At 70.8% G+C, this 21,193-nt stretch carries 18 protein-coding genes; 12 read left to right on the top strand and 6 right to left on the bottom strand.

What is annotated here, in order from left to right; genetic code table 11:
• The first annotated feature begins 18 nt into the window (after window positions 1-18).
• Window positions 19-1,497: a PucR family transcriptional regulator gene (locus O1G22_RS26875; RefSeq protein WP_270083658.1), complete on the top strand. Its 1,479-nt coding sequence runs from the start codon at window positions 19-21 to the stop codon at window positions 1,495-1,497.
• 68 nt (window positions 1,498-1,565) lie between these two features.
• Here O1G22_RS26875 and O1G22_RS26870 read toward each other — a convergent pair whose 3' ends face one another.
• Window positions 1,566-2,330: an alpha/beta fold hydrolase gene (locus O1G22_RS26870; RefSeq protein ID WP_270083657.1), complete on the bottom strand. Its 765-nt coding sequence runs from the start codon at window positions 2,328-2,330 to the stop codon at window positions 1,566-1,568.
• Window positions 2,331-2,415: 85 nt separating this feature from the next.
• On the opposite strand from O1G22_RS26870, the gene O1G22_RS26865 reads away from it, so the two are divergent.
• Window positions 2,416-3,210 (top strand): phosphatase, encoded by a 795-nt coding sequence (locus O1G22_RS26865; protein WP_270083656.1) that lies wholly within the window; start codon window positions 2,416-2,418, stop codon window positions 3,208-3,210.
• 61 nt (window positions 3,211-3,271) lie between these two features.
• Here O1G22_RS26865 and O1G22_RS26860 read toward each other — a convergent pair whose 3' ends face one another.
• The 4 genes from O1G22_RS26860 to O1G22_RS26845 all read right to left on the bottom strand — a co-directional run bounded on the left by O1G22_RS26860 (window position 3,272) and on the right by O1G22_RS26845 (window position 6,589).
• Window positions 3,272-3,577 (bottom strand): hypothetical protein, encoded by a 306-nt coding sequence (locus O1G22_RS26860; RefSeq protein ID WP_270083655.1) that lies wholly within the window; start codon window positions 3,575-3,577, stop codon window positions 3,272-3,274.
• 217 nt (window positions 3,578-3,794) lie between these two features.
• Window positions 3,795-4,664 (bottom strand): acyl-CoA thioesterase II, encoded by an 870-nt coding sequence (gene tesB / locus O1G22_RS26855; protein ID WP_270083654.1) that lies wholly within the window; start codon window positions 4,662-4,664, stop codon window positions 3,795-3,797.
• Between the two features lie 45 nt (window positions 4,665-4,709).
• The gene (locus tag O1G22_RS26850) at window positions 4,710-5,867 is read right to left on the bottom strand and encodes an acyl-CoA dehydrogenase family protein (protein WP_270086555.1); all 1,158 of its coding nucleotides are present in this window, start codon (window positions 5,865-5,867) and stop codon (window positions 4,710-4,712) included.
• A 125-nt stretch (window positions 5,868-5,992) separates the two neighbouring features.
• Window positions 5,993-6,589: an SACE_7040 family transcriptional regulator gene (locus O1G22_RS26845; RefSeq protein WP_270083653.1), complete on the bottom strand. Its 597-nt coding sequence runs from the start codon at window positions 6,587-6,589 to the stop codon at window positions 5,993-5,995.
• A gap of 120 nt (window positions 6,590-6,709) precedes the next feature.
• On the opposite strand from O1G22_RS26845, the gene O1G22_RS26840 reads away from it, so the two are divergent.
• The 10 genes from O1G22_RS26840 (at window position 6,710) to O1G22_RS26795 (ending at window position 19,580) form a co-directional block, all read left to right on the top strand.
• A complete protein-coding gene (locus O1G22_RS26840; RefSeq protein ID WP_270083652.1) occupies window positions 6,710-8,326 on the top strand; it encodes a carboxyl transferase domain-containing protein in 1,617 nt (538 codons plus the stop codon).
• A gap of 11 nt (window positions 8,327-8,337) precedes the next feature.
• Window positions 8,338-10,263 (top strand): acetyl/propionyl/methylcrotonyl-CoA carboxylase subunit alpha, encoded by a 1,926-nt coding sequence (locus O1G22_RS26835; protein WP_270083651.1) that lies wholly within the window; start codon window positions 8,338-8,340, stop codon window positions 10,261-10,263.
• Window positions 10,260-11,201, top strand: a complete 942-nt coding sequence (locus O1G22_RS26830; RefSeq protein ID WP_270083650.1) for a hydroxymethylglutaryl-CoA lyase — start codon at window positions 10,260-10,262, stop codon at window positions 11,199-11,201. The genes O1G22_RS26835 and O1G22_RS26830 overlap by 4 nt, the downstream gene beginning before the upstream one ends.
• 5 nt (window positions 11,202-11,206) lie before the next feature.
• Entirely contained in the window at window positions 11,207-12,367 is a 1,161-nt protein-coding gene (locus tag O1G22_RS26825; RefSeq protein WP_270083649.1) for an acyl-CoA dehydrogenase family protein, read from the top strand.
• Window positions 12,368-12,507: 140 nt separating this feature from the next.
• A complete protein-coding gene (locus O1G22_RS26820; protein ID WP_270083648.1) occupies window positions 12,508-13,551 on the top strand; it encodes an ABC transporter substrate-binding protein in 1,044 nt (347 codons plus the stop codon).
• A gap of 10 nt (window positions 13,552-13,561) precedes the next feature.
• Window positions 13,562-14,416 carry a siderophore-interacting protein gene (locus tag O1G22_RS26815; RefSeq protein ID WP_270083647.1) on the top strand — a complete coding sequence of 285 codons (855 nt, stop codon included), beginning with the start codon at window positions 13,562-13,564 and terminating at the stop codon, window positions 14,414-14,416.
• A gap of 119 nt (window positions 14,417-14,535) precedes the next feature.
• The gene (desA, locus tag O1G22_RS26810; RefSeq protein ID WP_270083646.1) at window positions 14,536-16,002 is read left to right on the top strand and encodes a lysine decarboxylase DesA; all 1,467 of its coding nucleotides are present in this window, start codon (window positions 14,536-14,538) and stop codon (window positions 16,000-16,002) included.
• A complete protein-coding gene (locus O1G22_RS26805; protein WP_270083645.1) occupies window positions 15,986-17,266 on the top strand; it encodes a lysine N(6)-hydroxylase/L-ornithine N(5)-oxygenase family protein in 1,281 nt (426 codons plus the stop codon). The genes desA and O1G22_RS26805 overlap by 17 nt, the downstream gene beginning before the upstream one ends.
• A complete protein-coding gene (locus tag O1G22_RS26800) occupies window positions 17,263-17,787 on the top strand; it encodes a GNAT family N-acetyltransferase (protein ID WP_270083644.1) in 525 nt (174 codons plus the stop codon). Before O1G22_RS26805 ends, O1G22_RS26800 begins: the two co-directional genes overlap by 4 nt.
• A complete protein-coding gene (locus O1G22_RS26795) occupies window positions 17,784-19,580 on the top strand; it encodes an IucA/IucC family protein (RefSeq protein WP_270083643.1) in 1,797 nt (598 codons plus the stop codon). The genes O1G22_RS26800 and O1G22_RS26795 overlap by 4 nt, the downstream gene beginning before the upstream one ends.
• Here the strand turns inward: O1G22_RS26795 and O1G22_RS26790 are convergent.
• Complete coding sequence (locus O1G22_RS26790) at window positions 19,544-21,151, bottom strand: beta-N-acetylhexosaminidase (protein WP_270083642.1); 1,608 nt, start codon at window positions 21,149-21,151, stop codon at window positions 19,544-19,546. The two genes, O1G22_RS26795 and O1G22_RS26790, sit on opposite strands and share 37 nt — an antisense overlap.
• Window positions 21,152-21,193: the final 42 nt, after the last annotated feature.

Here is a 21,193-nt window from a genome sequence, read left to right as displayed (position 1 = left end):
GTGGAGGGAATGCACACCATGCCGGAGTCGATCACCCCAGCGGTCCCACCGACCCCACCCGTCCCGCTCTCGGCCCTGCTGGCCCGCGAGGACCTGGCCCTGCGGCAGATCGCGGGCCCGACGGACCAGGGGACCGTGATCCACTGGGCGCACACCTCGGAGATGGCGGACCCGTACCCGTACCTCCTGGGCGGGGAGCTGCTGCTGACGGCCGGGGTGCACATCCCGGAGGCGGCGGGTTCGGGCACCTACTTCGACGACTACGTCTCCCGGATCGTCGCGGCGGGCGGCGCGGCCCTCGGCTTCGGATTGGCACCGGTGCACGACACGGTCCCGCGCGCGCTGGTCGCCGCGTGCGAGCGGTACGGCCTGCCCCTCCTGGAGGTCCCGCCCCAGACCACCTTCTCCGGCGTGGCCCGTGCGGTGTGGCAGCTGATGGCGCAGGCCCGGCTGGCCGAGCTGCGCCGCGTCACCGAGGCCCAGCAGAGGCTCGCGGCGGCGGCCTCCCGCCCGGATCCGGTGCCGTCGGTGCTGCGCCAGCTCGCCCAGCGTCTGTCCGGGCACGCGGTGCTGTACGGCGCCGACGGCACCGAGATCGCGGCGGCGGGCCGGGAGCCGGGGGCGGGCGTACGGGAGGCGCTGGCGGACCTGGCGGGGGTGGTACGACCGGGAGGGACCGGTGTCCCCGGCCCCACGTCGGCCACGGACACCCTGGGCGACGCGCACCTGGCCGCCTACGCGCTGGGGGCGGGCGAGGGTTTCGTCCTCGCGGTGGCGAGCGCACGGCGCGAACCCGGCGACCACACCATCACCTCCGTGGCCTCCGTGCTGCTGTCGCTGCTGACCGGCGAGCATCACAGCGGGGCCGGAGCCGCCCGCTCCTCGGCGCTGGTACGGCTCCTGCTCGGCTCGGCGCCGGAGGCGGTCGCGCCGCTGCTGGGGAAGGAGAGCTGGCTGGTGGTCCACGCCCGCCCCGAGACGCAGCTCCCGGACGCCGTCGCCGCCTCGGCCCTCGGCGCGGCCCTGGGTTCACCGCTGGTCGACCTCGCGCGGGACGTCGTACGGGTGCTGGTGCCGGGCGGGCGGGAGCCGGAGCCGCAACCGGGCTGGACGCTCGGGGTGAGTGCCGCCGTGGAGCCGCGCGAGTGGCCGGCCGCCGACACCCAGGCGGCCCGCGCCCTGGCCCGCGCCCGCGCCACCCGCACCCCGCTGGTCCGGCACGGCGCCCGGCCCGGACTGGCGGACCTGGTGCCGCCCACGGACGCCGAGGCCCACGCCCGCACTCTGCTCGCCCCCCTCACCGGCCGCCCAGAGCTCACCGAGACCCTGCGCAACTGGCTCTCGCTGCACGGCAGTTGGGACCGTACGGCGGTGGCCCTGGACGTGCACCGCAACACCGTGCGGCAACGCATCGCCCGCTGCGCGGCCCTGCTGGACACCGACCTGGACGACCCGGACGTCCGCATGGAGCTGTGGTTCGCGCTGCGGCACGGCTGACGAGCCGGCTGCCGGGGGCGGGCAACGGACAGTGGGCGACCGGCAGTTGGCCGGTCGGCCCGGGGCGGTCAGGCCAGACCGGCCGCCGCGGCCCGCGCGAACCCCTCCGGGTTGTCCAGCATGATGTTGTGGCCGCAGTCCGGGACCCGCGTCACGGTGACGCCGGCCGCCTCCAGGGACTCGATGCCGGTCAGCGAGTCGTCGGCGGCGGGGAGGAGGAAGGTGCGCGGGACGCTCAGGTCGACCAGCAGTTCGCGCATGGTGGGGCGAGTGCCCCGGACGAGATGCGCGGCGCTGCGGTACAGCCCCTCCCGGCCGGCCAGGCGCATGGTGGACCACCAGTGCGGGCCGACCCGGTCGCGGACCTCCGCCCAGCCCCCCGACAGGAACTCCTCCTCCGAGTAGTGGGCGATGCCGCTGCTGCCGCCCAGGTCGGCCCGGGGCTGGAGCGGGTCGAGGTTGGCGTCGATCAGCACCAGCCGCGACACCAGCTTCGGATGCCGGGCGGCCAGCACGATCGCCACGGAGCCGCCCATGCTGTGCGCGACGAACTCGGCCCCCGCCACACCGGCCGACTCCAGGGCGGCCGCCAGCGTGTCCGCGTGCGACTCCAGCGTGTAGTCGAAGTCCGTCGGGCGGTCGCTGATGCCGTGCCCGAGCAGGTCGATCAGCAGCGAACGGCGGCCGGCCAGCAGCGGATGGACGGCGGCCTCGGCGAAGTAGGCCGGCGAGGTGGCCCCGAGCCCGTGCACGTACACGCGGGCCGGTTCGGCTCCGGGCAGTTCCACCCAGCGCATCAGATCACCGGCGGACGTCACGGCGGCGGCACGCATATCTGCTGCTCCCATACTCAACGGCTCAACGGAAGGAAGGGGTGAGGCAATTCGGCCCGCAATGCTATCCCTCACAATGGAAGGCATGCCGATATCCGGGACACCCAGCCGTGCGCAGCTCGTCGACCATCTGGTGAGGACCCGTATCGCGGGGGACGTCGCCACGCCCCGCGAGAACAACCTCTCCCACTACCGCAAGCTGGCCAACGGCGACCGTCACTACTGGCTCGGTCTGGAGCTGGGCGACCGCTGGGCGGACGAGCAGGACGTGCTCGCCGTGATGGCGGAGAAGGCCGGCGTCAACGACGATCCCGAGTACCGGTACGGCCAGGACACCATCGACCCCGAGCTGACCGTGGACGCCCTGGAGCGGATGGCGGCGCGGCTGCGCAAGGCGGCGGAGGGGCGGCAGCGGGTGCTGTTCGCCACCGGCCACCCGGGCGGTCTGCTGGACGTGCACCGGGCCACGGCCGCCGCGCTGCGCGGCGCGGGCTGCGAGATCGTGGTCATCCCGGACGGGCTGCAGACGGACGAGGGGTACGTCATGCAGTTCGCGGACGTGGCCGTCCTGGAGCACGGGGCCACGCTGTGGCACACCCACTCCGGGGAGCCGATGCGGGCCGTTCTCACGGGACTTGAGCGGGCGGGGCGGCCGCTGCCGGACCTCGTCGTCGCCGATCACGGGTGGGCCGGGTACGCGGGGCAGCACGGCGTCGACTCCGTCGGGTACGCCGACTGCAACGACCCCGCACTGTTCCTCGCCGAGGCCGAGGGCACCCTCCAGGCCGTCGTACCGCTGGACGACCATGTGCCCAGCCCGCGTTACTACGACCCCATGACGGCCTATCTGCTCGCGGAGTCGGGCCTCCTGACGGTATGACAGCACTGTGCGGCTCCTCGCGCGCGGAGCCGCACAGTGGGGGCGCGATCAGCGCCGGAGATCAGTAGCCGCCGTTGCCGCCGCGACCGTTGCGACCGTTCTCGCCGCCACCGTTACGGCCGTTCTCGCCGCGGCCGTTCTCGCCGCGGCCATGTTCGCCTCGGCCGTTCTCGCCGCGGCCGTGGTGCCGGCCGCCGTGATGGTGACGACCATGGTGACGACCGCCGCGGTCGTCGTGGCGGCCGTGGTTGCCGCGGTGCTCGGGCGCCGCCGAAGCGGTGCCGGCCGCGCCGATCGAGGCTCCGCCGGCCAGCATCAGACCGGCGGTGGACAGCACGACATAACGCTTGATGCGCTGTGCTCGCATGGGATGTGCCCTTTCGTTTCCATCATCTGCCGCGTCTCCCAGGGGAGGGGAGGGGCGGATCGGATGGTCGGGCGCCGTGCTCACGGAAAGGGAACGCACGGCGCGCTTTTGAGGTGTCACCGCGGTGTACGAAACGTGATCAGTCAATCACGCTGCGTATTGCGGCTTCACTGAAAGAGCGTAGTAGCGCATCCGCCATCTGGCATCTCGGGACGAATCAGGCGCGCGGAACGCGGACCACGCCCTCCTGGATGACGGTGATCGCGAGCTGCCCGTCCTGCGTGTAGATACGGGCCTGACCGAGGCCCCGGCCGCCGTGCGCGGACGGTGACTCCTGGTCGTACAGCAGCCATTCGTCGGCGCGGAAGGGGCGGTGGAACCACATCGCGTGGTCCAGGGAGGCGCCCACGACATCACCGACCGCCCAGCCGCCGCGGCCGTGCGCGAGCAGCACGGAGTCGAGGAGGGTCATGTCGGAGACGTACGTGGCGAGGACGACGTGGAGCAGCGGGTCGTCGTCGAGCTTGCCGTTGGTGCGGAACCACACCTGGCTGTGCGGCTCGCGCGGTGCGCCGAACTGCCCGTACGGCGGCTCCTCGACGTAGCGCAGATCGACCGCTTCCCGTGCCTCCAGGAACTTCTCGACCACGGCCGGGTCGAGATGGCCGTAACCGCGCAGCCGCTCCTGGGAGGTGGGCAGGGTCGCCGGATCCGGGGCGGCCGGCATGGGGGTCTGGTGGTCCAGGCCCTCCTCGTCCACCTGGAAGGAGGCGGAGAGGTGGAAGATCGGCTTGCCGTGCTGGACGGCGACCACGCGGCGGGTGGTGAAGGAGCGGCCGTCGCGGATGCGGTCCACGGTGTAGACGATCGGCGCGCCGGGGTCGCCCGGGCGCAGGAAGTACGCGTGGAGCGAGTGGGCGGGGCGGTCGGCGGGGACCGTCCGGCCGGCGGCGACCAGCGCCTGCGCCGCGACCTGCCCGCCGAAGACACGGGGTACGACGGCGGAGCGGGACTGGCCGCGGAAGATGTCCTCCTCGATCTGCTCAAGGTCGAGCAGATCGAGGAGATCCTGGAGTGCCTGGCTCATGGGATCAGTTGTACCGGCCAGTTATTGCGTCGGGTTTCGTGGCCCTTACAGGCCCATGTCCTTGGCGATGATCGTCTTCATGATCTCGCTGGTGCCGCCGTAGATGCGGTTGACGCGGTTGTCCGCGTACAGGCGGGCGATCGGGTACTCGTTCATGAAGCCGTAGCCGCCGTGCAGCTGGAGGCAGCGGTCGATCACGCGGTGGGCGACCTCGGTGCAGAACAGCTTGGCGCTGGCGGCCTCGGCGGGGGTCAGCTCACCGGCGTCGAGGGCCTCCGTCGCGCGGTCGGCGACGGCCTCGGCCGCGTCCACCTCGGCCTGGCAGGCGGCCAGCTCGAACTTGGTGTTCTGGAAGGCCGCGACGGGCTGGCCGAAGACGGTGCGCTGCTGCACGTACTCCTTGGCGAACCGGACGGCTGCCTTGGCCTGCGCGTACGCGCCGAAGGCGATGCCCCAGCGCTCGGAGGCCAGGTTGTGGCCGAGGTAGTAGAAGCCCTTGTTCTCCTCGCCGAGGAGGTCCTCGACCGGGACCTTGACGTCGACGAAGGCCAGCTCGGCGGTGTCGGAGGTCTTCAGGCCGAGCTTGTCGAGCTTGCGGCCGACCGAGTAGCCCTCGGCCTTGGTGTCCACGACGAACAGGGAGATGCCGTGCCGGCGGTCCTCGGCGGTGGGCGCGGAGGTGCGGGCGCAGACGATCATGCGATCGGCGTGCACGCCACCGGTGATGAAGGTCTTGGCACCGTTGAGGACGTAGTGCGTGCCGTCCTCGGAGAGCTTGGCGGTGGTCTTCATGCCCGCGAGGTCGGAGCCGGTGCCCGGCTCGGTCATCGCGATCGCCCACATCTCCTCACCGGAGACGAACTTCGGCAGGTAGCGCTTCTTCTGCTCGTCGTTGGCGAGCAGCTTGATGTACGGCAGGCCGAGCAGGACGTGCACGCCGGAACCGCCGAAGGACACGCCCGCGCGGGCGGTCTCCTCGTACAGGACGGCCTCGAACTTGTAGGAGTCGATGCCCGCGCCGCCGTACTCCTCGTCGACACGGATACCGAAGACGCCCAGCTCGGCGAGCTTGTAGTAGAACTCGCGCGGCGCCTGGCCGGCGGCGAACCACTCGTCGTAGACCGGGACGACCTCGGCCTCGATGAAGGCGCGGAGGGTCTCCCGGAACGCCTCGTGATCCTCGTTGAACACCGTACGGCGCACGGCTACCTCCACGTACTTCGGCATGGCATCGGGCATGTCTAAGCGCTTGCTCAGACTCGAAGATACCGGCGAGTACGGAATGCGTCCAGAGACGCAGGTCACTCCCCCCGGGGTGCCCGGGGCCCTCACTCCTCCCCGGCCGCCTCGAACGCCCCGCAGGCCATCCGGTGCAGCAGGGCCGCCGTGGCGCCCCGGCCGGGCAGCGTGCCCGCGCGGCCGAGGTGGGGGGTGGAGTTCAGCAGGCCGAAGACGGAGTGGACGGCGGAGCGGGCGGCGGGCTCGGTCAGTGCCGGGTACACCTCGCGGACCACCTCCACCCACAGCTCGACGTACTGCCGCTGGAGCTGGCGCACCAGCTTGCGGTCGCTGTCGCGCAGCCGGTCCAGCTCGCGGTCGTGCAGGGTGATCAGCGGGCGGTCGTCCAGGGCGAAGTCGATGTGGCCCTCGATCAGGGAGTCCAGGATGCGGCGCGCGGGCACTCCGTCGGCCTCCGCCAGGCGCCGCTTGGCCCCCGTCAGCAGCTGGCCGCTGATGCCGACCAGCAGCTCGGCGAGCATCGCGTCCTTGCCCGGGAAGTGGCGGTACAGACCGGGGCCGCTGATGCCGACCGCGGCGCCTATCTCGTCCACGCCGACACCGTGGAAGCCGCGCTCCGCGAAGAGCCGGGCGGCTTCCTTCAGGATCTGCTCGCGCCGGGTGGGGGCGTCGGTTCTGGTGACCATGCGAGTAATTCTAGACAGCGAGGTTAGCGGTCGTTAACCTGAAGGAAATGGTTAACGCTCATTAACAGGCGATCTACAGGTTCGATCAACAGGTTCGATCACCGCTGAGGGGACCGCAGGATGCACGAGGCACCGGAGCTGACGAGCGCGGCAGATCCCGCGTCGGAGGCCTGGCGGGCCAATGAACAGGCCCACCTCGCACTCGTCGGGGAGCTGCGCGCCAAGCTGGCCACAGCCGCCCTGGGCGGCGGCGAGAAGGCGCGGGCCCGCCACACCGCGCGCGGCAAGCTGCTGCCCAGGGACCGGGTGGACACGCTGCTCGACGCGGGCTCGCCGTTCCTGGAGCTGGCCCCCCTCGCGGCCGACGGGATGTACGACGGACAGGCCCCCGCCGCCGGGGTGATCGCCGGGATCGGGCGGGTCAGCGGGCGCGAGTGCGTGATCGTCGCCAATGACGCCACGGTCAAGGGCGGTACGTACTACCCGATGACCGTGAAGAAGCACCTGCGCGCCCAGGAGGTAGCCCTCGACAACCGGCTGCCGTGCGTCTACCTGGTCGACTCGGGCGGCGCCTTCCTGCCGATGCAGGACGAGGTGTTCCCGGACCGCGAGCATTTCGGGCGGATCTTCTACAACCAGGCGCGGATGTCCGGCGCGGGCATCCCGCAGATCGCGGCCGTGCTCGGGTCCTGCACGGCGGGTGGCGCCTACGTCCCCGCCATGAGCGACGAGGCGGTGATCGTCCGCAATCAGGGCACGATCTTCCTCGGCGGGCCGCCGCTGGTGAAGGCGGCCACCGGTGAGGTCGTCACGGCCGAGGAGCTGGGCGGCGGCGAGGTCCACTCCCGCGTCTCCGGCGTCACCGACCACCTCGCCGAGGACGACGCGCACGCGCTCAGGATCGTCCGGAACATCGTCGCCACGCTGCCCGCCCGGCGCTCCCTCCCCTGGGAGGTCACACCGGTCACGGAACCCAAGGTCGACCCCTACGGGATCTACGGCGCCGTCCCGGTCGACTCCCGTACCCCCTACGACGTGCGCGAGATCATCGCCCGGATCACGGACGGATCCCGGTTCGCCGAGTTCAAGAGCGAGTTCGGGCAGACCCTCGTCACCGGCTTCGCCCGGATCCACGGCCACCCGGTCGGGATCGTCGCCAACAACGGCATCCTCTTCTCCGAGTCCGCCCAGAAGGGCGCCCACTTCATCGAGCTGTGCGACCAGCGCGGGATCCCGCTGGTGTTCCTGCAGAACATCTCGGGGTTCATGGTCGGCAGGGACTACGAGGCGGGCGGCATCGCCAAGCACGGCGCCAAGATGGTGACGGCGGTGGCCTGCACGCGCGTGCCGAAGCTGACGGTGGTGGTCGGCGGGTCGTACGGCGCGGGCAACTACTCGATGTGCGGCCGGGCCTACTCCCCCCGCTTCCTGTGGATGTGGCCGAACGCCAAGATCTCCGTCATGGGCGGCGAGCAGGCCGCGTCCGTCCTCGCGACCGTCAAGCGGGACCAGATGGAAGCGCGCGGCGAGGAGTGGCCCGCCGAGGACGAGGAGTCCTTCAAGACGCCGATCCGCGCGCAGTACGAGCGCCAGGGCAACGCCTACTACGCCACCGCCCGGCTCTGGGACGACGGCGTGATCGACCCGCTGGAGACCCGTCAGGTGCTGGGTCTGGCCCTGACCGCTTGTGCCAACGCGCCACTGGGCGAGCCCCAGTTCGGCGTCTTCCGGATGTGAGGAGGGGAACCGTGTTCGACACAGTGCTGGTCGCCAACCGGGGCGAGATCGCCGTACGCGTCATCCGTACGCTCCGCTCGCTGGGCGTGCGCTCGGTGGCGGTCTTCTCCGACGCCGACGCCGACGCGCGGCATGTCCGGGAGGCCGACACGGCGGTACGGATCGGCCCGGCGCCGGCCGCCGAGAGCTATCTGTCGGTGGAGCGGCTGCTTGAGGCCGCCGCCCGCACCGGCGCCCAGGCCGTCCACCCCGGGTACGGCTTCCTCGCCGAGAACGCGGCCTTCGCGCGCGCGTGCGAGGAGGCGGGGCTGGTCTTCATCGGCCCGTCGGCGGACGCGATCGCGCTCATGGGCGACAAGATCCGCGCCAAGGAGACGGTGAAGGCAGCCGGGGTGCCGGTCGTGCCCGGCGGACGCGACCCCGAACTGGCCGAGGCAGCCCGCGAGTTGGGGGCTCCGGTGCTGCTGAAGCCGTCGGCCGGCGGTGGCGGCAAGGGCATGCGGCTGGTGCGGGACATGACGGTCCTGGAGGAGGAGATCGCCGCCGCCCGCCGTGAGGCCCGCGCCTCCTTCGGCGACGACACCCTGCTGGTGGAGCGGTGGATCGACCGGCCCCGGCACATCGAGATCCAGGTGCTGGCCGACGGGCACGGCAACGTCGTGCACCTCGGCGAGCGCGAGTGCTCGCTCCAGCGGCGGCACCAGAAGATCATCGAGGAGGCGCCCAGCGTGCTCCTCGACGCGGCCACGCGCGCGTCGATGGGCGAGGCGGCCGTGCAGGCGGCCCGCTCCTGCGGGTACCGGGGCGCGGGCACGGTGGAGTTCATCGTGCCGGGCGGCGACCCCACCCAGTACTACTTCATGGAGATGAACACCCGCCTCCAGGTGGAACACCCGGTCACCGAACTCGTCACCGGCCTGGACCTGGTGGAGTGGCAGCTGCGCGTCGCGGCCGGCGAGAAGCTGGGCTTCACACAGGAAGACGTACGGCTGACCGGGCACGCGGTCGAGGCCCGGATCTGCGCCGAAGACCCGTCACGCGGCTTCCTCCCCTCCGGCGGCACGGTCTTGCTGCTCGACGAACCCCAGGGCGACGGCGTCCGCACGGACTCCGGGCTCAGCGAGGGCACCGAGGTGGGCAGCCTGTACGACCCGATGCTGTCCAAGGTCATCGCGTACGGACCCGACCGCGCGACGGCGCTGCGCAAGCTCCGGGCGGCCCTCGCGGAGACGGTCACGCTGGGCGTGCAGACCAACGCGGGCTTCCTGCGGCGGCTGCTCGCGCACCCGGCGGTCGTGGCGGGCGAGCTGGACACGGGCCTGGTCGAGCGGGTCGTGGACGAGCTGGTCCCGACGGACGTACCGGAGGCGGTCTACGAGGCCGCGGCCGCCGTACGGGCGAAGGCTCTGGAGCCACGGTCGGAGGGCTGGGTGGACCCCTTCTCGGTGCCGAACGGCTGGCGGCTCGGCGGCACCCCGAAGCCGCCGGCCTTCCACCTCCGGGTCCAGGACCCGGTGACCTACACCCCCCGGGGTACGGCCACCGTCACCGACACCACGGTCAGCGTCACCCTCGACGGCGTCCGCCACACCTTCCACCGGGCCGGTGACTGGCTGGGCCGGGACGCCGACGTCTGGCACGTGCGCGATCACGACCCGGTCGCCGCGTCCCTGACCGGGGCCGCGCACGCGGGCGCCGACTCGCTGACCGCGCCGATGCCGGGCACGGTGACCGTGGTGAAGGTCGCGGTCGGCGACGAGGTCACGGCGGGGCAGAGCCTGCTGGTGGTGGAGGCGATGAAGATGGAGCACGTCATCTCCGCCCCGCACGCCGGCACGGTCGCCGAGCTGGACGTCACGCCGGGCACGACGGTCGCCATGGACCAGGTGCTGGCCGTGATCGCGCCGCACGATGTCGAAGGGGAGGTGGCCCGGTGAGCGTCGAGGGACTGCCCATGGTCGTACCGGCCGGCGGCCTGCCCGCGCGGGTGCGGATCCACGAGGTCGGCGCGCGCGACGGGCTGCAGAACGAGAAGTCGTCCGTGCCGACCGAGGTGAAGGCGGAGTTCATCCGCCGGCTGGCCGACGCGGGGCTGACGACGATCGAGGCGACCAGCTTCGTGCACCCCAAGTGGGTGCCCCAACTGGCCGACGCCGAGCAGCTGTTCCCGATGCTCTCCGATGTGCGGGCCGACCTCCCGGTGCTGGTGCCGAACCAGCGCGGCCTGGACCGGGCGCTCGCGCTCGGCGCCGAGCGGGTCGCGGTCTTCGCCAGCGCCAGCGAGTCCTTCGCGCGGGCCAACCTCAACCGCTCGCTGGAGGAGGCGCTGGGCGTGTACGAGCCGGTGGTGCGCCGCGCGAAGGAGGCGGGCGCGCACGTGCGCGGTTACGTCTCGATGTGCTTCGGCGACCCGTGGGAGGGCGCGGTGCCGATCCACCAGGTGGCCGCCGTCTGCACGGCCCTGCGGGACATGGGCTGCGACGAACTGAGCCTCGGCGACACGATCGGCGTGGCCACCCCGGGCCACGTCCAGGAACTGCTGAACGTGCTCAACGAGGAGGGCGTGCCGACCGACGAGATCGGCGTGCACTTCCACGACACCTACGGCCAGGCGCTCGCAAACACCTACGCGGCCCTGGAGCACGGGGTCACGACGGTCGACGCCTCCGCCGGCGGGCTCGGCGGCTGTCCGTACGCCAAGTCGGCCACCGGCAATCTCGCGACCGAGGACCTCGTCTGGATGCTGCACGGACTCGGCATCGAGACCGGGGTCGACCTCGGCCGTCTGACCGCCACGAGCGTGTGGATGGCCGAGCAGCTGGGGCGGCCCAGCCCGTCCCGTACCGTCCGCGCTCTCTCCCACAAGGACCAGTGATCAGCATGGACCACCGTCTCAGCCCCGAGCTGGAAGAACTCCGCCGTACGGTGGAGGAGTTCGCGCACGATGTCGTGGCGCCGAAGATCGGCGAATTCTACGAGCATCACGAGTTCCCGTACGAGATCGTCCGCGAGATGGGCCGTATGGGCCTGTTCGGGCTGCCGTTCCCGGAGGAGTACGGCGGCATGGGCGGCGACTATCTCGCGCTCGGCCTCGCCCTGGAGGAGCTGGCGCGGGTGGACTCGTCCGTGGCCATCACCCTGGAGGCGGGCGTCTCGCTGGGCGCGATGCCGATCCACCTGTTCGGCACCGAGGAGCAGAAGCGCGCGTGGCTGCCCCGGCTGTGCTCGGGCGAGATCCTGGGCGCGTTCGGTCTGACGGAACCGGACGGCGGGAGCGACGCGGGCGCGACCCGTACGACGGCCCGGCTGGACCCGGACACGAACGAGTGGGTGATCAACGGCACGAAGTGCTTCATCACCAACTCGGGTACGGACATCACGGGCTTGGTGACGGTCACGGCGGTGACGGGCCGCAAGCCGGACGGCAAGCCGCTGATCTCCTCGATCATCGTCCCGTCGGGCACGCCGGGCTTCACGGTGGCGGCGCCGTACTCGAAGGTCGGCTGGAACGCCTCGGACACCCGCGAGCTCTCCTTCTCGGACGTCCGGGTCCCGGCGGCCAACCTGCTGGGCGAGGAGGGCCGGGGCTACGCCCAGTTCCTGCGCATCCTGGACGAGGGCCGCATCGCCATCGCGGCGCTCGCGACGGGCCTGGCCCAGGGCTGTGTGGACGAGTCGGTGAAGTACGCCAAGGAGCGCGAGGCGTTCGGCCGCCCCATCGGTGCCAACCAGGCCATCCAGTTCAAGATCGCCGACATGGAGATGAAGGCTCACACGGCCCGCCTGGCCTGGCGCGACGCGGCCTCCCGTCTGGTCGCCGGCGAGCCCTTCAAGAAGGAGGCGGCCCTGGCCAAGCTGTACTCCTCCACCATCGCGGTGGACAACGCCCGCGACGCCACCCAGATCCACGGCGGCTACGGCTTCATGAACGAGTATCCGGTGGCCCGGATGTGGCGCGACTCCAAGATCCTGGAGATCGGCGAGGGCACGAGCGAGGTCCAGCGCATGCTGATCGCACGGGAGTTGGGGCTGGCCGGCTGAGGTAGCCGCGGCGGCCCGAAGGCCGTACTCGGGTCCGGGTGCGAGGCGCCACCACCCGCTGGACATCTAGTGAGGTTAGGCTAACCTACCTTCGAAGTTGTCCGGCGGGCGCCTCGCCCCGTTCGAAAGCAGTCACACCCATGCCCTTTGCCCGTGCCACCCACCCCACCCGCCGCGGCATCCTCGCCGCGGGCGGCGCCCTCGGTCTCGGCGCCGCGCTCGCCGCCTGCGGGGACAAGGGCAAAGACGGCGGCACCGGCAGCGGGAAGGAGTCCGGCGCGTCCGGCCCCTGGTCCTTCAAGGACGACCGCGGCACGACCGTGAAGCTGGACAAGGCCCCCGCGAACATCGTCGCGTTCACCGGCGTCGGCGCCGCGCTCCACGACTACGGCGTCCAGGTCAAGGGCGTCTTCGGCCCGACAACCACCAAGGACGGCAAGGCCGATGTGCAGGCCGGTGACATGGACGTCAGCAAGGTGACGGTCCTCGGCAACACCTGGGGACAGTTCAACATCGAGAAGTACGCCTCGCTCGCCCCGGACCTGCTGATCACGACGATGTTCGACGACGCGGGCACCCTCTGGTACGTCCCGGAGGAGTCCAAGAAGAAGATCGCCCAGCTGGCCCCGAGCATCGGCATCTCCGTCTACGACCGTCAGCTCACCGAGCCGCTGCAGCGCATGTGGGACCTCGCCGAGTCGCTCGGCGCGGACATGAAGGCCGCCGAGGTGACCGACGCCAAGAAGCGGTTCGAGGCCGCCGCCGCCCGGCTGCGCGCCGCCGCCAAGGCCAAGCCCGGCATCAAGGTGATGGCCGGCAGCGCGAGCGACCCGCTCTTCTACGTCTCCGGCACCAACCTCTCCATCGACCTGGAGTACTTCAAGGCCCTCGGCGTGCACTTCGTCGAGCCGCCGGAGAGCGCGAAGAAGCAGGGCGGCGGCTGGTACGAGTCGCTGAGCTGGGAGAACGTCGACAAGTACCCGGCCGACATCATCATGATGGACGACCGGTCGTCCGCGCTGCAGCCCGCCGCCATCACCAAGCCGACCTGGAAGCAGCTGCCGGCGGTGAAGGCGGGCCAGGTCATCGCCCGGTCTCCGGAGCCGATTCTCTCGTACGACAAGTGCGTACCGCTGCTGACGAGTCTTGCCGAGGCCCTGGAGAAAGCCAAGAAGGTTAGCTGAGGAGCTCCCCATGACGACGGCCGTAGCCGCCCCGTTCCGATTCTTCTCCCTGCGGGTCGTACGGACGAGGCGGCTGGGGCCGTCTCTCGTCCGCGTCACCTTCGACGGGGCCGGTCTGCACGCGTTCCACTCCGACGGACGAGACCAGTCCCTCTCCCTGTTCCTGCCGCACCCCGGCCAGCCGGAGCCCGTCATTCCGCTGGATCTCGGGGACGGCTGGTGGCAGGCCTGGCGTGAACTGCCGGACGACGTACGGGCCGTGATGCGCTCGTACACGCTGCGGTCGCTGCGCCGAAACGCCGAAGGCAGCACGGTCGAGATCGACATCGACTTCGCGCTGCACGGCATCGAGCCCGGCGCCCCCACCCCCGCCGGCCCGGCCTCCCGCTGGGCCGCACACGCCGCCGCCGGTGACCGGGTCCTGGTGCTCGGGCCCGTCCTCGCCGACAACCGCGCGATCCGCTTCCGCCCGCCCGAGGACACCGATCTCGTCCTGCTGTGGGGCGACGAGACCGCCGTACCCGCGGCGACGGCCATCCTGGAGTCGCTGCCGGCCGGCACCCGCGTCCGCGCCTGGCTGGAGGTGCCGCACGCCGAAGACGTCCAGGACGTGCGCACCGAGGCGGACGCGGAGATCACGTGGCTCGTACGGCACGACGGGGCCCCCATGGCCGTCGATGCCGTACGAGCCGCCCGACTCCCCTCCGCCGAGCGGCCGTACGTGTGGATCGCGGGCGAGTCGGGGCAGGTGAAGGCGTTGCGGCGGCACTTCGTGGGCGAGCGCGGGGTGGACCGGCGGCGGGTGACGTTCGTCGGGTACTGGCGGCAGGGGATGACCGAGGAACAGCTGCGGGCGGCGGAGTAACCCGCCGTCCCGTGACGGCTGTCACGGGTGAGGCACGCCTTGATCCAAATAACTTAGGTTAGGCTAACCTAAGTTAGACCCAAGCCCCCCGCACGGACTGTCCCTCGGAGGACCCCCACATGCGCTCGCACCTGCTCAATGGCCTCACCGCGGAGCACTACCGCAGCTCCGTGACCGAAGGAGTCGAGCGGGTGGCGGCCAAACTCGCCACCACCGACCGTCCGTTCACCGGCGTCACCGTCGACGCCCTCGCCCCCCGCGTCGACGCCATCGACCTGGACCGGCCGCTCGGCGACACCGCCGCCGTCCTGGACGAGCTGGAGGACGTCTATCTGAAGGACGCGGTCTACTTCCACCACCCGCGCTACCTCGCCCACCTCAACTGCCCGGTCGTCATCCCGGCCGTGCTCGGCGAGGCCGTGCTCTCCGCCGTCAACTCCTCCCTCGACACCTGGGACCAGTCGGCCGGCGGCACCCTCATCGAGCGCAAGCTCATCGACTGGACGGCCCGGCGGATCGGCCTCGGCCCCGCCGCCGACGGCGTGTTCACCTCCGGCGGCACCCAGTCCAACCTCCAGGCACTGCTGCTCGCGAGAGAAGAGGCCAAGCCAGGGCGGGCAGGGTGGGAAAAGGGGGACAGCCTGGCGAAGCTGCGCATCTTCGCCTCCGAGGTCAGCCACTTCAGTGTGCAGAAGGCCGCGAAACTGCTGGGCCTGAGCGCCGACTCGGTGGTCTCCATCCCCGTCGACCACGACAAGCGCCTGCGGACCGTCGCCCTCGCCCGCGAGCTGGAGCGCTGCCGGTACGACGGCCTCGTCCCGATGGCCGTCGTCGCCACCGCCGGCACCACCGACTTCGGCTCCATCGACCCGCTCCCCGAGATCGCCGGACTGTGCGCGCAGTACGACACCTGGCTGCACGTCGACGCCGCCTACGGCTGCGGACTGCTCGCCTCCCTGAAGTACCGGGACCGCATCGCCGGCATCGACCGCGCCGACTCGGTCACCGTCGACTACCACAAGTCCTTCTTCCAGCCGGTGAGTTCGTCCGCCCTGCTGGTCCGGGACGCGGCCACGCTGCGCCACGCCACCTACCACGCGGAGTACCTCAACCCCCGCCGCATGGTGCGCGAACGGATCCCCAACCAGGTCGACAAGTCCCTCCAGACCACCCGCCGCTTCGACGCCCTCAAGCTGTGGCTGACCCTGCGCGTGATGGGCGCGGACGGCATCGGGCAGCTCTTCGACGAGGTCTGCGACCTGGCGCAGGAGGGCTTCAGGCTGCTGGCCGCCGACCCCCGTTACGACGTCGTCGTGGAGCCCTCGCTCTCCACCCTCGTCTTCCGCTACATCCCGGCGGCCGTCACCGACCCGGCCGAGATCGACCGCGCCAACCTCTACGCCCGCAAGGCCCTGTTCGCCTCCGGCGAGGCGGTGGTCGCGGGCACCAAGGCCGACGGCCGCCACTACCTGAAGTTCACCCTGCTCAACCCCGAGACGACCGCGGCCGACATCGCCGCCGTCCTCGACCTGATCGCCGGCCACGCCGAGCAGTACCTGGGAGAGTCCCTTGACCGCGCTTCCTGAAGCCAGCCGCACCTATGACTTCGTGGGGATCGGGCTCGGCCCCTTCAATCTCGGCCTCGCCTGTCTGACCGAGCCGATCACCGAACTGAACGGGGTCTTCCTGGAGTCCAAGCCGGACTTCGAGTGGCACGCCGGGATGTTCCTGGACGGCGCCCACCTCCAGACCCCGTTCATGTCGGACCTGGTCACCCTGGCCGACCCGACCTCGCCGTACTCCTTCCTCAACTATCTGAAGGAGAAGGGCCGGCTGTACTCGTTCTACATCCGCGAGAACTTCTATCCCCTGCGGGTCGAGTACGACGACTACTGCCGCTGGGCGGCGAACAAGCTGACCAGCGTCCGCTTCGGCACGACGGTCACCGAGGTGACGTACGGGGACGCGGACGAGGTCTACGTCGTCCGCACCGAGGCCGGCGAGACATTCCGCGCCCGGCATCTCGTCCTCGGCACGGGCACCTCCCCGCACTACCCGGAGGCGGTGCGCGGCCTGGACGGCGACTTCTTCCACAACTCCCGCTATGTACAGCACAAAGCGGAGCTGCAGCGGAAGGAGTCGATCACGATCGTCGGCTCGGGCCAGTCCGCCGCCGAGATCTACCACGACCTGCTCAGCGAGATCGACGTCCACGGCTACCGGCTGAACTGGGTGACCCGCTCCCCGCGCTTCTTCCCACTCGAATACACCAAGCTCACCCTGGAGATGACCTCCCCGGAGTACATCGACTACTACCGCGAGCTCCCGGAGGCCACCCGCTACCGGCTCACCGAGCAGCAGAAGGGCCTGTTCAAGGGCATCGACGGTGACCTGATCGACGAGATCTTCGACCTGCTCTACCAGAAGAACCTCGGCGGTCCCGTGCCCACGCGGCTGCTGACCAACTCCGCCCTGACCGGCGCGCGGCACGAGAACGGCACGTACACGCTGTCCTTCCGCCAGGAGGAGCAGGAGAAGGACTACGAGCTCCAGTCCCAGGGCCTGGTCCTGGCGACCGGCTACCGGTACACCGAGCCGGAGTTCCTGACCCCGGTCAGAGGCCGCCTGCGCTACGACGCGCACGGCAACTTCGACGTGGCCCGCAACTACACGATCGACGAGACCGGCCGGGGAGTCTTCCTCCAGAACGCCGGCGTGCACACCCACAGCATCACCAGCCCCGACCTCGGCATGGGCGCGTACCGGAACTCGTACATCATCCGTGAGCTGCTCGGCACCGAGTACTACCCGGTCGAGAAGACCATCGCATTCCAGGAGTTCGCCGTATGACCTTCACCTTCCGGCCGCTGGACCCGCTGAAGGACGCCGAGCTCCTCCACGCCTGGGTCACGCATCCCAAGGCGGCCTTCTGGATGATGCAGGACGCCACGCTGGTGGACGTCGAGCGGGCCTACATGGAGATCGCGGCCGACGAGCACCATCACGCGCTGCTCGGGCTCCAGGGCGGTGAACCGGCCTTCCTCATGGAGTACTACGACCCCGCCCACCGCGAACTGGTCGGCCTGTACGACCCGTTGCCGGGTGACGTCGGCATGCACTTCCTGACGCCGGCGACGGACACCCCTGTGCACGGATTCACCAGGGCCGTCATCACCGCCGTGCTGGCCCGGCTCTTCGCGGACCCGGCGAACGAGCGTGTCGTCGTCGAGCCGGACATCGCCAACACCGCCGTCCACGCCCTGAACGCGGCCGTCGGGTTCGTGACCGAGCGGGAGATCCAGAAGCCGGAGAAGAAGGCGCGCTTGAGCTTCTGCACACGCGAGCAGTTCGAGAAGGCGGTGACCGCATGACCCTCGCCGACGCCGTGGCCCACCTCTCCCCCGAGCGCTGGGGGACGGCCAACCGCCTGCTCATACGCAAGGCGCTCGCCGAGTTCGCGCATGAGCGCCTGATCCATCCCGAAAGCGAGGACGGGGGTTACGTCGTCCGCAGTGACGACGGGAACACCGCGTACCGGTTCTCGGCCGTCCGCCGCGCCCTCGACCACTGGCAGGTCGACGCCGCGTCCATCACCCGGCACCGGGACGGCACCGAACTCCCGCTCGCCGCACTCGACTTCTTCATCGAGCTGAAGGAGTCGCTCGGGCTGAGCGACGAGATCCTGCCGGTCTACCTGGAGGAGATCTCCTCCACCCTCTCCGGCACCTGCTACAAGCTGACCAAGCCCCGCATCAGCTCCGCGGAGCTGGCCGGCAGCGGCTTCCAGGCGATCGAGACCGGGATGACCGAGGGCCACCCGTGCTTCGTCGCGAACAACGGGCGGCTCGGGTTCGGCATCCACGAGTATCTGTCGTACGCCCCGGAGACCGCGAGCCCGGTCCGGCTGGTGTGGCTGGCCGCGCACCGCTCGCGGGCCGCGTTCACGGCGGGCGCCGGGATCGCGTACGAGGACTTCTTCCGGGAGGAACTGGGCGAGCCGACGCTGAACCGTTTCCGCTCGACCCTCACCGAGCAGGGCCTCGACCCCGCCGACTACCTCCTCATCCCGGTCCACCCCTGGCAGTGGTGGAACAAGCTCTCCGTCACCTTCGCCGCCGAGGTGGCCCGGCGGCACCTGGTCTGTCTCGGCGAGGGCGACGACGAGTATCTGGCCCAGCAGTCCATCCGGACCTTCTTCAACAGCTCCCATCCGGAGAAGCACTATGTGAAGACGGCCCTGTCCGTGCTCAACATGGGCTTCATGCGCGGTCTTTCGGCCGCCTACATGGAGGCGACCCCGGCGATCAACGACTGGCTGGCCCAGCTGATCGAGAACGACCCCGTGCTGAAAGCGACCGGCCTGAGCATCATCCGGGAGCGGGCCGCCGTCGGGTACCGGCATCTGGAGTACGAGCAGGCCACCGACCGCTACTCGCCGTACCGCAAGATGCTGGCCGCGCTGTGGCGGGAGAGCCCGGTCCCCTCGCTCCAGGACGGCGAGTCCCTCGCGACCATGGCCTCCCTGCTGCACGTGGACCACGCCGGCGCCTCCTTCGCGGGCGCGCTGATCGAGCGGTCGGGACTGCCCCCGACGGAGTGGCTGCGCCGCTACCTGCGGGCGTACTACACCCCGCTGCTGCACAGCTTCTACGCCTACGACCTGGTCTTCATGCCGCACGGCGAGAACGTCGTCCTGGTCCTGGAGAACGGGGTCGTACGGCGGGCGGTCTACAAGGACATCGCCGAGGAGATCGCGGTGATGGACCCGGACGCCGTACTGCCGCCCGAGGTACGGCGGATCCGCGTCGAGGTCCCGGACGACAAGAAGCTGCTGTCGGTCTTCACCGATGTCTTCGACTGCTTCTTCCGGTTCCTCGCCGCGCATCTCGCCACCGAGGGGGTCCTGTCAGAGGACGAGTTCTGGCGCACGGTCGCCGAGGTCACCCGCGCATATCAGGCTTCGGCGCCCGAACTGGCCGGGAAATTCCGGCGGTACGACATCTTCGCCCCGGAGTTCGCGCTGTCCTGCCTCAACCGGCTGCAACTGCGGGACAACCGGCAGATGGTGGACCTGGCCGATCCGTCCGGCGCACTCCAGCTCGTCGGCACCCTGCGGAACCCCCTCGCTCAGTTCGCCGGCCAGGGCACCTGGGGCGAGCGGTAGTACCCGATGCCGAGGGCGTCCCAGCGCGGGGCCTGTGCGGCGAGGCGCACCTTGTAGGTGTCCCAGTCGTGCGTGGCCGCCGGCGACCAGCCCAGCTCGGCCGCGCCGGGCAGGCGCGGGAACGCCATGTACTCGATGTCGGCGCTCGTCTTCAGGGTCTCGGACCACAGGGGCGCCTCCACACCCCGGATCGCCGAGGCCGGAACACCCGGCAGATAACCGCCCGGGTCCCAGTCGTACGACCGCCGCACCTCCACCAGGCCCGCCCAGGTGAGGCCCAGCTTGGTGTCCTTGGTGTACTTCATGTCGAGGTAGACCCGGTCGGCCGGGGACAGGATCAGCCCGGTGCCGTTCTGTGCGGCCTTGACGACCTGCTCCTTGTCGGCGGCGCTGGTGCTGTCCAGGCCCCAGTACTGGGCGAGGGCGCCCTGGGCCGGGTGGGCGCCGGTGAGCTGGTGCCAGCCGATGACCGTCTTGCCGTACGTGGCCACGATGGGCTGCACCCGGTCCATGAAGGTCACGTAGTCGGTGTGGCTGGTGGAGCGGGCCTCGTCGCCGCCGATGTGGAGGTAGCGGCCGGGGGTGAGGGCGGCCAGCTCGCGGATGACGTCGTCCGCGAAGTCGTACGTCACCTTCTTGGGCACGCACAGCGAGCTGAAGCCGACCTTGGTGCCGGTGTAGAGCGGGGGTGCCACGCCGTCGCAGTTGAGCTGGGCGTAGGAGGCGAGGGCCGCGTTGCTGTGGCCGGGCATGTCGATCTCGGGGACGACCTCCAGATAGCGGGAGGCCGCGTACCGGACGATCTCGCGGTACTGCTCCTGGGTGTAGGAGCCGCCCTGGCCGCCGCCGACCTCGGTGGAGCCGCCGTAGGCGGCGAGGCGCGGCCAGGAGTCCATGGCGATGCGCCAGCCCTGGTCGTCGCTGAGGTGCAGATGCAGCTCGTCGATCTTGTACAGGGCCAGTTGGTCGATGTACCGCTCGACCTGGGCGACGGTGAAGAAGTGCCGGGCGACGTCCAGCATCGCGCCGCGGTAGGCGTAGCGGGGGCGGTCCTCGATGGTGCCGCCGGCGATCCGCCAGGGGCCGGGCTGGACGGTCTGCTTCTCGACGCCGGCCGGGAGGAGCTGGCGCAGCGTCTGCACGCCGTGGAAGAGGCCGGCGGGGGTGCTGGCGGTGAGGGTGAGGCCGGCCGCGTCGCTGTGCAGCCGGTAGCCCTCGGCGCCGTAGTCGCCCTTGGCCAGGTGGAGCCGGATGCCGCCACCGGGGCCGTGGTCGGTGAGGGGCAGCGGGTAGCCGGTGGAGGGCCGCAGGATGCCGGTGAGGTAGGCGCCGATGCGGCGGACCTCGGGGGTGGCGTCGACACGGACGCCGGTGGCGCGGGTGATGCGGTACGGCGTGCCGCCCGGCTGCACGGAGGCGGGGGCCGGAATGACCCGGTCCAGCGGGGTGGGGGTGGCGGCCGCCCGCGCCGTGGGGGCGGCGCCGAGGGTGACGATCCCGGCCGCCGCCACCAGCAGCAGCGAGCCGAGCAGTCGGGGTGTTCGGGGAGTTGTGCTGTGGTTCCGTCTCACAAGCGCTCCCTTCGGATGTGATCGACCGTCAGATCTGGTCGA

This window comes from Streptomyces camelliae (assembly GCF_027625935.1).
Classification (GTDB): Bacteria; Actinomycetota; Actinomycetes; order Streptomycetales; family Streptomycetaceae; genus Streptomyces; species Streptomyces camelliae.
The sequence above is the reverse complement of the archived record's forward strand: the minus strand, read 5'-3'. Positions and strand labels throughout refer to the sequence as shown.